This is a genomic window from Gluconobacter sp. Dm-74 (genome assembly GCF_018256135.1).
GTDB lineage: Bacteria > Pseudomonadota > Alphaproteobacteria > Acetobacterales > Acetobacteraceae > Gluconobacter > Gluconobacter cadivus.
In genome coordinates this window covers 25,761-38,096 of sequence record NZ_JAERLX010000006.1, presented here as the reverse complement: position 1 = coordinate 38,096, position 12,336 = coordinate 25,761, and the positions used below count along the sequence as shown (strand labels likewise).

Sequence of the window (12,336 nt, the reverse complement as noted above, 5' to 3'; positions counted from 1 at the left end):
GACGATGCACATTTCAGAGGCTCCCCTGCCCGTTCGGCGTGGCATGGTGCAGGCAGGGCGACACTGGAATAATCCCTGGCTTGTTCTTGGACTGGTGCTGCTCCCGGCAACATTTCTGATGGCCATCGACAAACAGGCGATGGTCGTCATGGCGCCCCGCATCCAGAGCAGTCTCGGTTGCAGTCTGGGGCAGATCAGCAACATCATTTCTGCTTACTCCTTCACCTATGCCCTGTGTCAGCTTCCGGCCGGGTGGGTATGCGGCAGGCTGGGAGCGGCCCGGACTTATGCACTGGCGTGCCTATTCTGGTCCTTCGCTCTGCTCGCCACGGCATTTGCAAGCACGATCTGGGAGTTGGTGCTGTGCCGCGCCCTTCTCGGCATGGGTCAGGCGCCGGACTGGACCGCCGCACTCATGACCGTGCAGCAACGCTTTCGCACCACTCATCGCTCTTCTGTCATTGCGATTCTTCTGGCTGTACTGTCTTTGGGGGCAGTCGTCGGCGCACCGCTTTCGGTTTTTCTCATGACGTCGTTGTCATGGCAGCTATGTTTTGCGATCTACGGAATAACCGGGGTCCTGCTCTTCGGCATCCTTCTGGCCTATGCCCTGAAAGCAGAAGACCCTTCCATACAACAACAGCTGGCAGCTCCGGTGGAGCCGTTCGCTCTGTCCCGCCTGTATACAATCGGGGGGGCCTATTTCTGCCTGATGGGGGTCGAAGGATTCTTTCTGGCACTGTTTCCCCTCTATCTGCGGAATATGTTCCATTTGAACATGAGCCATGTCGGGTGGTATGTTTCCGCCTCATACCTCGTCATCCTGCTCTCAAAGCTTCTGGGGGGCTTTGCCTCGGACCAGCTGCTCCGCGCGGGCCTTTCGCAATGGAGCGCCCGTGTCCCGCTCGGAATTGCTGGTCTTGGCGGGGGAACCGCCTTTCTTGCTGTAGCCCTGATGACATCACGCAGCGCCGCTATGCTTCCGCTCGCACTTGTGGCCGCAGCCTTTCTGGGGCTGGGTCAGATTTCGATCTGGGCCTGCGTGCAGGAATTTGGAGGATCATCCACGGCGCGGCTGTCGTCGTGGACGCAGTTCTTGGGAAACCTGTCCGTTGCCGTGGTGCCGCTCGCCATGTCCTGGAGCGTTACGATCCTGGGAAACTGGAGGATGGCTGACGGATTTCTGATCTTTCTGGGACTGGCAGGAATTGGAGCTCTGGCCTGTGTCCGAGCGCCCATCAGGGCCTGAGGGTGAGGTCTCCGATCAGGAGAGCAACGGCGGCGCGGGTGGGTTCGATCACGGGGCGCTGGCAGATGTCTTCAAGATGCGGCTGGAAATGCGCCATGCCTGCGCAGCCCATGAGGATCGTGTCCGCGCCCTGATCGACGAGACGTTTTGCCGCATCAACCATCCTGTCGAGCAGCGCATGATCCGTGGCTCCGGCGGCTGTGGTGCCGATACCGAGACTGCCGACATAGCGCTCGCTCACGCCCATCCCGCGCACCAGACGACGCTGACGGAAGACCGATTTTTCGGACAGTGCGATAATGCCGAAGCGGTCTGCGCGGGTCAGGGCATGCAGGATCGCGCTTTCCCCGATTCCACGGACCGGAGCGCCCGGCGTGTTTTCACGCGCACCCGCAACGCCCGGGTCGCTGAAACAGGCAACAGCGTAAGCCTCGGCCGGATTGGCGCGGATGGCACGCTGGACCATGGGTGCCACTTCGTCCGCATCGCTCTGCAATGCAACACCGGGCGGGGCGTCGGGAAGATCGATCACATCGATCCGAAAAGGCGTCCGACTGCGCATCGGGGCAAGCGCCGCATCAATCGCACGCGTCACCTGAGACGAGGAATTGGGATTGATGACGAGAATACGGTCAGGGAGCATGATCGGTACACGCCTTGAGAATGGGTTGTGTGGGAAGGGCCGCACTTTCGGGCAGGTGCCATTTATGGATCAGGGCAAGATAGGTGCCGTCCTGCTGCAGGGCTGAAAACGCTTTTGAGACGCGGCAGGTGAAGTCGGCGTCTCCTTTGGGCAGCCCGATCCCCAGCGGGGACAGATGGAACGGCTCGCCTAGCGCCTGAAGCGTGTGGCCGCTGATTTCAACCGTCCAGGGAAGTGTCAGGCTGTCCTGCAGGGCCGCGACCACGCGGCCTTCGCGGAGTTGAAGCCGCGCATCCGCCGAATTTTCGGTCGCGAACAGGAGGACAGGCGGACGTTTTTTGGCCACGCAGTTGCGGTCGCTCCAGGCCAGAAGCTCGGCCGGGACGGAGGTCACGCGGCTGGCGGCCACCCGGCGGCCGCAGAGTTCGGGAAGGCTGGAGGGGGCGTGAGCATCGCCGGAGAGCGTTACAAACTGGAAACCAGATTGCAGGTAATCGACGAAAGACACGCTCTCCCGCCTTAAGGGCGTATCCACCATGCCGTTGAAAAACATCCTGATCCGGCCCGTTAGAAGGGACGGAATGAGCTGTGCGAAGCCCGTCTCGACCATCCGGGGTGTCATGCCCATCCGCTGGCTCAGGGCCGTTGCGAGATCGACATCGAAGCCTTCGAGGTCGCCCGTTGTGGTGTCGCGCATATCGAGCGGTGGATAACTGGGATACAGCCCCAGCGGGAGATCAGGGGTCTCGGCTCTTGCGGAACCGAGACCCACCAGCGCGGTGACCGCGAAGGCGCGACGCATGAAGCGCGCCACAGACGGGGGCATCGCGCAGCACGTCATCGGCGGGTCGGAAAGGTCGGCGGCACGAGCGTGTCTACCGAACGGCCCAGTCGGTCACGCTGGGCGACGGAGCCCACGATCCGCGCCTGCTCCTCGACCAGACGGGCGGTCGCGCCTTCATAATCCATGGTGAGCACCCTCCCCTTCTCCACGACCTTGCGGCCCGCCACATAGACGGAGTGGATGACGCGGTCGTCAGCGGAGAAAATGAGCGAGCGCACCGGGTCGATCGAGGGGCGCATCATCGGATGCGACAGATCGACCAGCACCAGATCGGCCGGACCACCGGTTTTCAGGCGGCCGATATCATCCCGTCCGAGCAGCGAGGCACCGACGCAGGTCGCGGCATCGAACACGTCTCGCGTGGAGACGGCTTCGGGGCTCTGTTCCTGTATGCGGCCCAGATAGGCCGTCAGACGCAGATCATCGAGCATAGTGTGCGGGTAGGTGTCCGTTCCCAATCCGATGCGGATTCCGGCACGTTTGTAACGTCCGAAATCCTTCAGGACGTAACCGCGACGGGCGAAAACCGTGGCGCAATGGGCGACGGCTGCATCCCGGCTGGCGAGGATGTCGAGGTCGCGTTTCGTGTGCCAGGGCGTGGAGGGATGGTCATCCAGAAAGATCGCATGGCCGACAATGCTGCGGCGGGAGAGCACGTCCAGACTGTCGAGCCACTGGACGGGCGTCATGCCGTGACGGCGGGTGATTTCCTGAAACTCGACAATCGACTGCGCCGCATGGGTCTGCCACGGCAGGTCGCGCTTTTCTGCGGCCGCGAATGAGGCTTTCAGGATTTCGGGCGAGCAGGTGTCGATCTGGGCCGGGACGATCATGCCGGACAGACGGCCCGATGCGTGGGCCTCGGCTGCGTCCACGGTTTCCAGCGCTTCGTCCATCGAACGCTGGCCGCCGTCCTCGCTCCAGCTGTAATCGACGGTATAGCCGTTCGTGGTTTTCCATGCCGCCGAACGGAACATCGGCCCCAGACAGACACGCAATCCACTTTCCGTCGCCGCATCGAGCCAGCCGGCCCATGGGGTGGAGAGATCCACGACCGTGGTGACGCCCGAGAGCAGCATTTCGCTATAGGCTACGCGTGCGCAGTCCGGCTTGCTGGCGGCATCGGCACGGAAGACCGGCATGTATTCGTACAGAGACGAATAGAACAGGCCGGGCGAGCCGAGTTCGTCGAACATGCCCCGGCTCATGGGTTCCGTCGCCGGATGGGAATGGACATCTACCAGACCGGGCATGGCCATGAGATCGCGCCCGTCCACATCGACCGGAAGAGCCGTGTACACATCCGGCATTTCCGATGCGGGGCCAGCGAAAACGATCCTACCGCCTTCGATCACGAGGTCGGTGTCGGGCGCATAGACATGCCCCGCACTACGCTCGTCCCACAGAACGGCCTGTCGCAGTCCGGAAATGCGGATCGGACGGGCGGTCATGGTGCGGTCGATCCGGCCGCTTCGCACGCCTCGAAATGGCGGGCGATCTGCTCTCCGGTGGCGATCCAAACGTCACGGCATTCAATCGTGTAGAGCAGGAAATTGCGCAGCAGACGCAGGCGCATCGGACGGCCGCTGACCAGCGGGTGCAAGACGGTGCCGACCATGGCGCCCCAGGCGCGTGTTTCGTCCAGCTCGTCCTTCCACATGGACAGGACATGTTCTTTCGGGAAGATCGAGCGCGCGCCAAAACGGGTGCTAAGACCGTGCATCCAGTCATCGAAACAGGAGGACGGCGGGAGTTCGACGACGCCCGGCGTAAGATCCGGCAGGACCTGACGGTAGGGGCGCACATCGTCGCGCCACGAACTGGAATAGAGCATGCCTTCGCGCTTGAGCGCCGTGCGCAGCTCGTCGCAGCTTTCGCCATAGGGCGCCCTGTAGCCCACAGGGCGGACACCATGCTTGGCCAGCGCCTCGAAACCGCGCGCCAGTTCGTCCTCGATATGCGCCGATCCGGGATCGGGCAGCAGGTGATGATAGCCGTGATGGCCGACTTCATGGCCGTCGCGCAGGACGCTTTCCACCATCGACGGATAGGCATCCGCTGCCCAGCCGGTCGTGAAGAACGTGGCCTTGAGGTCCAGTTCGCGCAGCAGTTCGAGGACCTTGGGCAGTCCGACGCGGGCTTCATAACCGCCATAGGACATCGAAACGAGTTTGTCCGCGTGGGACGGGTCCTTGCTGGTGATGGCGCTTTCGGCGTCGATGTCGAAAGACAGCATCATCGCGGCCCGCATCCCGTGCGGCCATGGGAATTCCGGCGCTGGACCCGCGAGGTTCGAGGGGCGGATCGGAACATCATCGTAGCTGCGAATCATGGGAGTATCTCCGCTTGGAAAGTATCAGGCTGTTGATTTCTGGCCGAGAACGGCGGCGAGGAACGCGCGTGTGCGGTCTTCGCGTGGGGTTCCGAAGAAGTCGGCGGTCGGGGCGTCTTCCAGAATAACGCCGCCATCCATGAACAGGATGCGATCGGCGACCTCCCGGGCGAAGGAGAGTTCATGGGTGACGACCAACATCGTCACGCCGCTGGCCGCGACGCTTTTCATGACGGCCAGCACATCGCCTACGGATTCCGGGTCGAGCGCGCTGGTCGGCTCGTCGAACAGCATGACGGCAGGCTTCAGCGCCAGCGCGCGGGCAATGGCGACGCGCTGCTGCTGGCCGCCGGAAAGCTGCGCGGGATAATGATCCGCGCGATGTTCCAGCCCGACGCTGCGCAGAAGCTCCAGCGCTTCGGACCGGACTTCCGCAGCCGCACGCTTCTGCACGCGGAGCGGCCCTTCCATGACGTTTTCAAGCGCCGTCATGTGCGGGAACAGATTGAAGCGCTGGAAAACCATACCGGCCAGACGTCTCTGACGGGCAATGTCGTACGCGCTTCGGGGGACCAGTCGTCCGTTCCGCTCCCACAGGCCGAGCAGTTCACCGTTCATGACGATCAGGCCGCCTTCCGCTGTTTCAAGCTGGGCAATGCAGCGCAGCATCGTCGTCTTGCCTGACCCGGAACCGCCGAGGACGCACACGACCTGTCCCGGCGGAATATCGAGCGACACGCCGCGCAGAACAGGGTTCGCGCCGAAGGATTTGTGCAGGTTCCTGATCCAGATCGCAGGTTCGGTCATGAGGATTTTCCTCGCGAAAAGCGGCGTTCCAGCAGGTGTTGCAACGGCGAGAGGACGGTCACGGCCGTGAGGTACCAGAAACCTGCGACGATCAGCAGTTCGATCACGCGCGTGTTGGCGTAATAGATCGTCTCCGCATTGTGCAGGACTTCGGGATACTGGATGAGGCTGGCGAGTGAGGTCAGCTTGATCATGTTAATGAATTCGTTACCAAGCGGCGGGATGACCGTCCGGAAAGCCTGCGGGAAAATGATGCGTCGCATGGCCATCAGGCGCGTCATGCCGATGGCGGAGGCGGCTTCATACTGCCCGCGATCCACGCTCTGGAAACCGGCGCGGAAGATTTCGGCGATATAGGCAGCCTGATTGAGGCCCAGCCCGAACAGCGCCGAGAGGAACGGCGTCATGAGATCGACCGTCCGGTACGAGCCGACGCCCGGCAGGGTGACATGCGGGAAGATCAGCGCAAGGTTGAACCAGATCAGCAGTTGCAGGATGACCGGCACGCCCCGGAACAGCCAGACATATAGTCCCGAGACGATGCGGGGCAGCCACGCGGTGGACAGCCGGCCCAGTGCCAGAACAATACCCGCGACCATGCCCAGCGCCATGGCGCATATCGCCATCAGCAGCGTGGCGCCAACACCGCGCAGGATGGACGGCACGAACAGGAACTGACCGACATAGCGCCATTCGATCTGCCCGACGGCAAAGGCATGGATAATCCAGGCGCAGAGAGCGAGCAGCACGACGCCCGAGGCGATCTGCGTCCATGCGATACGCCCTCCGCGCGGCAGGGCAAGAAGCCGGGAAGCCTCTGTCGTTCTGGTCATGGTATGGATCCGTCTGAGTCTGTAGCGGGGAGAGCGGCATCTTCAAGGGACCAGCGCTGGAGAAGGCGCGCATAGGTTCCGTCTGCCCTAAGATCGGCAAAAGCGTGAGAGACCTGCGCCTTAAGTTCAGCGTGTCCTTTGGGAAAGGCCATCGACAGCAGCATGTTCGACAGGGGATTTCCGAGTCTGCGAAAGGCGTGATGGGTGATGTCGATGAAATATCCGACCGTCTCGCCCCCCTGCACCATGGCCGCGACGCGCCCCTGAAGGAGCTGTATCCGGGCGTCGGCCCCGCTTTCGGACGGGTAGAACACCATCGCGGAACGTCCCTGCGCCTCGCAGTGGTCGTGACTCCACTGCCGGATCATGGACGGGAAGGACGTGGCTCGGCTGGCGGCGACCTTTCGGCCGCACAGCATCTCGGGGCTCTGGACGTCGCCCTGTGACAGGACGAGGACCTGTGCGCCGGATTTGAGATAGTCCAGAAAATCCAGAAAGGCGCGGCGTTCGGGACGGTCGGAAAATCCGCTAAGGATCATGTCGGTACGGCCGCTCTGGACCGAGGGGATCATTTGCGGGAAGGCCGTCTCGACCCATTCGGCCTTCACGCCCATGCGGGCCGCAAGGGCATTTCCGAAATCGATGTCGAAACCGGTCAGGCGGTCCGTGACCGGATCGCGGAATTCAAGGGGCGGATAAATCGGATTGACGGAAATCCGGAGCACTCCGGAAGACGCCTGTGCGTCCCCCACATGCCCCCAGAGGAGACAGGCCGTCAGAGACAGGAGTGTCCGGAATGTCGACGTCATCAGCCGATTGCGTCCTCCGGGTAGACGACGCCCGTCTGGCTTGTGATGCGGGTATACCATTGTGGCCGCCGATGTGCCTCGAAGTTGAACATCTTGGTCTTGCCCTGCTGGCAGAGATCAAGATCACAGTCCGCGACAATCACTTCATCGGCAAGGGTCGTGGTCTGGGCCACGATCTGACCGTTCGGATCAACGATGCAGCTTCCACCGATCAGGCAGGACCCGTCTTCGTCTCCCGCCTTGGCCACAGCCACGGCCCAGCAGGCATTCATGTAAGCATTCGCCTGCGCAACGAGCTGGGCATGGAAGGTGCGCAGATCAGCGCTTTCGGTATCGCCACCGTTTGGATCATAGGCGGCGGAATTATAGCCGACGCAAAGCAGTTCCATCCCTTGCAGAGCGAGCGTGCGCCAGGCTTCCGGCCAGCGGCGGTCATTACAGATCAGCATGCCGATAAGGGCATCGGACCATTCCGCTCCAGCCCGATAAACCGGAAAACCGAGGTCACCATATTCGAAATAGCGTTTTTCAAGCTGCTGGAATTTCGCGCCAGCCCGGGGTTCGACCGAACCCGGCAGATGGACCTTGCGATACTTGCCAAGAATTGTGCCATCACAGGCAACAATAATACTGGTATTGAAACGTTCCCCTTCCGGAGTCAGTTCCGCATAACCAACATAAAAGCCGATACCAAGCTCTTTCGCCCGATCGAACAGAGGCTGGACCTCAGGATTCGGCATGGAACGTTCATATTCCTTCAGCAGCTCCGCTCCTTCGAGCAGCCACCGCGGAAAGAATGTCGTAAACGCGAGTTCGGGATAGACAACGAGTGTGGCGCCTTTTGAGGCGGCCTCTTCCAGCAGGGCGATCATGCGCTGGACCGTTTGGTCTCGCGTATCGGCTTTCTGTGTCGGCCCCATTTGGGCTGCGGCAATCCGAATGATCCGTCCCATAGTCATTTTCCCTCGTCCGGGTCTCATTTATGGCACGATGGCGAACTTTTCCGCGCATCTGCCGGTCACAAATTCATTGCCATTTTGTTTCGGTTCGCTCAATAATCCGGCTAATCAGATATCCCTCTCTCATATTCAAAAAACTTATAGATGAACCTGCGCCAGATCGAGATTCTCCGGGCAATCATTCGCCATAATACGACCGTTGCAGCCGCGCGCGTTCTCGGGTTGTCACAGCCTGCGATCAGCAATGCGATCCGGACGATGGAGGATCAGGTCGGGTTTGCCCTGTTCCAGAGGGTCAACAACCGGATTTACCCCACACCTGAAGCCACGATCATCGTGGATGACGCGGAGGCAATCTTCGATCTGCATGAACGGCTCGAAGGCCGGATTCAGGATCTTCGGGACAGCCGCGCGGGGCAGCTCCGGCTCGTGGCCACGCCGCCGATCGGCTACGGCATGCTCGCAACGGCGATCCAGCGCACGCAGTCCCTTCGGCCGAAAATCCGGACGTATTTCGATGTCCGGCGCTATGAAGGCGTCGTCAACAGTGTGGAAAGCCACAAGGCCGAACTCGGATTTGCGCTCGGCTTCAGCGGCAAGCCGGGTCTGGCGTCGGAAGTTCTGTATCGCGGCGAGATGGTCTGCGTCATGCCGCCGGGCCACCCACTCACCGAAAAGCGGCAGATCCGGCCGTGGGACCTACGGGACTATCATTTCATCGCCTTGGAATCCGGCACCAAGCTCGGGGAAGCCACACGGGCCGCGTTCGATCAGGAAGACGAGGGTTTCACCTTCTCTGCCGAAGTCCGCTACGCCAATACAGCCTGTACGCTTGCGGAGGCCAATGCGGGGGTCGCAATCGTGGACCCGCTGACGGCCTCGTCGGGGCGCTTCAAACTCGTCAGCCGCCCCTTTGCACCGGCCATTCCCGTTGCCGCGTATGCAATATGGTCCGAGAACCGCTCTCTTTCGCGGCTTGGACGCTTTTTTCTGGAGCGCGTCCGCGAGGTTGTGACCGATCTTCCCAAAGAGCCCTGAGGGTCAGAAAAAGGACACGACCGCACCGCGGGGCGATCCGATGATTTCGTCCTCGCGCATGACCGCCTGACCGCGAATGACCGTCATGACAGGCCAGCCGGTGCAGGGCATCCCTGCAAACGGGGTCCAACCACATGGCGACGTGATCCAGCTCTCCTCAATCGTCCGGCGATGCGCAAGGTCGACGATCGTGAAGTCCGCGTCATAGCCCGGAGCAATATGCCCCTTCCCGACCGCCCCATAAACGCGCGCGGGACCGGCCGACATCAGCGACACCATCCGCTCAAGCGACAGACGGCCGGCATTCACGTGATCCAGCATGATGGAGACAAGCGTCTGCACGCCCGTCAGGCCCGCCGAGGTCAGCGGCCAAGGACGTTCCTTGGCTTCACGGGAATGGGGCGCGTGATCGGAGCCGATGCAGTCCACATCACCTGCATTAACGGCTGCCCAAGACGCGTCGTAGTGGCGCTGTTCACGAATGGGCGGGTTCATGATCGCGTAACCCCCAAGGCGATCGTAAACATCCGGCCCAACCTGCGTAAGGTGATTGACCAGAACCTCGACCGTTCCGATATCCTTGAAATCGCGCATATAGGCGAGTTCTTCCGCGGTGGAGACATGCAGGATATGCGTCTTGCGCCCCGTTTTCCGCGCCAGCGACATCAGGCGGCGGGTGCCAAGAAACGCACATTCGACGTCCCGCCATTCCATGTGCATGCGATAAGGCTGGCCGACAGAAAAGAGTTTTTTGCGTTCCTGAAGACGCGTTTCGTCCTCTGAGTGATAGCAGACGCGGCGGGTTCCGTTCCGCATCAGAGCTTCGAGGCTGGCATCGTCTTCCACAAGAAGATCGCCCGTCGATGACCCGGCGAAAACCTTGATGGCACAGACATTGTCCTGAACTTCGAGCGTATCCAGTGTCTCGATATTCTTCTTTGTCGCGCCAACATAAAGCCCGATGTCGCACCAGCTTTTGCCCGGGATCATGGCGCGTTTGCGATCCAGAACTTCTTTGGAAACGACCGACTCAGCCGTATTGGGCATGTCGAAAACCGCCGTGACGCCGCCAAGAATGGCACCTTTCGTGCCATCATGGATGGTTTCGACACTGGCATCTCCCGGCTCGCGCAGATGGACATGGGGGTCAATGACACCCGGCAATACGTGCAGGCCGGTACAATCGATGACTTCGGTTGCCTCTGCGCGGCCGAGATTTCCGATGGCGACGATCCTGCCGTTTCGACAGCCGATATCGGCACGTTCCTGCGAGGAAGTAACGACAGTCCCGTTTTTCAGAATGAGATCAAAATGCTCCATGAGGGTCGCCTGCCTGTTCTACGAGTGATATCGGGTCGAAAAATACTCCATGGCATGCGCTGGTGCGTCCAGTGTCTGCTCTATCGGCAGTTGCGGGGCAGTATCACACCGCTGAATAGCAGGTCCGGATATCCAATATGCCAGTGCAGGAAACTTCTTTTATACAGGACCTCAACAGACCGGCTTGCAATGGAGGGATCGTGTCGACTGTCGACAACCGTATCGGGTTCGTACGGGGGGAATTCGTTCCTCTTCGGGATGCCGTCATTCCAGTCATGGATCGCGGGTTTCTTTTCGGTGATGGCGTCTATGAAGTGACGGCTGTCATCGAGGGGCGTCTTGTGGATAACGACCATCATCTCCAGCGTCTGGAGCGCTCTTTGGCAGAGATCGGAATTGCCAATCCGTTTAGCATTGAAGCATGGACCGGGATTGAAACCGAACTGATGCGGCGCAATGAACTGCGCAACGGGCTGATCTATATTCAGGTCAGTCGCGGCGTGGCGGAGCGAGCTTTCCAATATGCCGAGGGCCTTGAACCGACCGTTGTGATGTTTCCACAATTCTCACGGGTTCAGTCCAATCCGGTCATCGAAACCGGTGGGCGGATCATTACCGTGCCCGATCTGCGCTGGGCGCGGCGGGACATCAAATCCACATCGCTTCTGGCGCAGGTCATGGCCAAACACGCCGTGAAGCAGGCTAGGGTCAACGAAGCCTGGATGCTGGATGGCGACGAGATCACCGAAGGCGCTTCCTCGACCGCATTCATCGTCAGTGCGAGCAACGAACTGATTACGCGCAATCTTTCCCAGGATATCCTGCCGGGCATTACGCGCCGGACAATCATTGAAATTGCCAAACGTCATGGTCTGACAATCGCGGAGCGGCCGTTTTCAAAGGCGGACGTTCTGGGCGCGACGGAAGTCTTTTACACAAGTGCCTCGACGATCGCCGTTCCCGTTATCGAAATGGATGGCGTGAGCGTCGGCAATGGGATTCCCGGACCAGTCTTTCGCAGTCTTTATGACGCCTATTTGCAGGACGTCATGACGCTACCAGCAATCATTTTCTAAAAACCCTTTTCCCTGAATATAAGGATTATCAGCAATGTCGATCACACGTCTGGATCCTCACGAGCGCCTCAGCGGCGCCGTCATCTGCAATGGCATGATCCATTTCGCGGGTCAGGTGACCACGGACGAAACCCTGGACACGGAAGGGCAGACTGCCAACGTCCTCCATCAGATTGATAGTCTTCTGGCACAGGCCGGCAGCCGGAAAAGCGACATCGTCTCCGTACAGATCTTCCTGACGGATATTTCCGAGATTGGCGCGATGAACAGGGCATGGGACGCATGGTTCGATCAGAGTGCCAAGCCTGCCCGTGCCACGGTAGAGGCACGTCTGGCGGACCCGGCCTGGAAAGTTGAAATGACACTGGTCGCACGCCTCGGATCCTGAAAGAGAATTCTGATTTCCTGACACCGTTCCGGAGCTTC

General features: G+C 60.6%; 13 protein-coding genes. 4 read left to right on the top strand and 9 right to left on the bottom strand.

Annotation, left to right across the window (positions count from 1 at the left end; genetic code table 11):
* Nucleotides 1-4: 4 nt before the first annotated feature.
* Nucleotides 5-1,249, top strand: coding sequence for an MFS transporter (locus JK208_RS09970; RefSeq protein ID WP_211575995.1), 1,245 nt, complete (start codon nt 5-7; stop codon nt 1,247-1,249).
* Here the strand turns inward: JK208_RS09970 and JK208_RS09965 are convergent.
* From JK208_RS09965 to JK208_RS09930, 8 genes are read right to left on the bottom strand one after another with little or no spacing between them, the layout of a single operon-like run.
* Entirely contained in the window at nt 1,239-1,892 is a 654-nt protein-coding gene (locus tag JK208_RS09965; RefSeq protein WP_211575994.1) for an aspartate/glutamate racemase family protein, read from the bottom strand. The two genes, JK208_RS09970 and JK208_RS09965, sit on opposite strands and share 11 nt — an antisense overlap.
* Nucleotides 1,882-2,718 (bottom strand): ABC transporter substrate-binding protein, encoded by an 837-nt coding sequence (locus JK208_RS09960; RefSeq protein ID WP_211575991.1) that lies wholly within the window; start codon nt 2,716-2,718, stop codon nt 1,882-1,884. The genes JK208_RS09965 and JK208_RS09960 overlap by 11 nt, the downstream gene beginning before the upstream one ends.
* Nucleotides 2,719-2,729: 11 nt before the next feature.
* A complete protein-coding gene (locus JK208_RS09955; protein ID WP_249202085.1) occupies nt 2,730-4,187 on the bottom strand; it encodes an amidohydrolase family protein in 1,458 nt (485 codons plus the stop codon).
* Nucleotides 4,184-5,068: a polysaccharide deacetylase family protein gene (locus JK208_RS09950; RefSeq protein ID WP_211575990.1), complete on the bottom strand. Its 885-nt coding sequence runs from the start codon at nt 5,066-5,068 to the stop codon at nt 4,184-4,186. The genes JK208_RS09955 and JK208_RS09950 overlap by 4 nt, the downstream gene beginning before the upstream one ends.
* A 24-nt stretch (nt 5,069-5,092) precedes the next feature.
* Complete coding sequence (locus JK208_RS09945) at nt 5,093-5,875, bottom strand: amino acid ABC transporter ATP-binding protein (protein ID WP_211575985.1); 783 nt, start codon at nt 5,873-5,875, stop codon at nt 5,093-5,095.
* Nucleotides 5,872-6,708 (bottom strand): amino acid ABC transporter permease, encoded by an 837-nt coding sequence (locus JK208_RS09940; RefSeq protein WP_211575983.1) that lies wholly within the window; start codon nt 6,706-6,708, stop codon nt 5,872-5,874. The genes JK208_RS09945 and JK208_RS09940 overlap by 4 nt, the downstream gene beginning before the upstream one ends.
* Nucleotides 6,705-7,517, bottom strand: a complete 813-nt coding sequence (locus JK208_RS09935) for an ABC transporter substrate-binding protein (protein ID WP_211575982.1) — start codon at nt 7,515-7,517, stop codon at nt 6,705-6,707. Before JK208_RS09935 ends, JK208_RS09940 begins: the two co-directional genes overlap by 4 nt.
* A complete protein-coding gene (locus JK208_RS09930; RefSeq protein ID WP_211575980.1) occupies nt 7,517-8,470 on the bottom strand; it encodes an N-carbamoyl-D-amino-acid hydrolase in 954 nt (317 codons plus the stop codon). Before JK208_RS09930 ends, JK208_RS09935 begins: the two co-directional genes overlap by 1 nt.
* A gap of 150 nt (nt 8,471-8,620) precedes the next feature.
* Between JK208_RS09930 and JK208_RS09925 the strand changes: the two genes are divergently transcribed.
* A complete protein-coding gene (locus JK208_RS09925; RefSeq protein ID WP_194262609.1) occupies nt 8,621-9,514 on the top strand; it encodes a LysR family transcriptional regulator in 894 nt (297 codons plus the stop codon).
* A 3-nt stretch (nt 9,515-9,517) separates the two neighbouring features.
* On the opposite strand, the gene JK208_RS09920 is transcribed toward JK208_RS09925, so the two are convergent.
* On the bottom strand, nt 9,518-10,834 hold the full coding sequence (locus tag JK208_RS09920) for a dihydroorotase (RefSeq protein WP_211575979.1): 1,317 nt from the start codon (nt 10,832-10,834) through the stop codon (nt 9,518-9,520).
* A gap of 200 nt (nt 10,835-11,034) precedes the next feature.
* Here JK208_RS09920 and JK208_RS09915 point away from each other — a divergent pair, with 200 nt between their 5' ends.
* Both JK208_RS09915 and JK208_RS09910 read left to right on the top strand, forming a co-directional pair.
* Entirely contained in the window at nt 11,035-11,910 is an 876-nt protein-coding gene (locus tag JK208_RS09915; protein ID WP_211575978.1) for a D-amino-acid transaminase, read from the top strand.
* Between the two features lie 34 nt (nt 11,911-11,944).
* A complete protein-coding gene (locus JK208_RS09910) occupies nt 11,945-12,298 on the top strand; it encodes a RidA family protein (RefSeq protein WP_211575976.1) in 354 nt (117 codons plus the stop codon).
* The last annotated feature ends 38 nt before the right edge of the window (nt 12,299-12,336 follow it).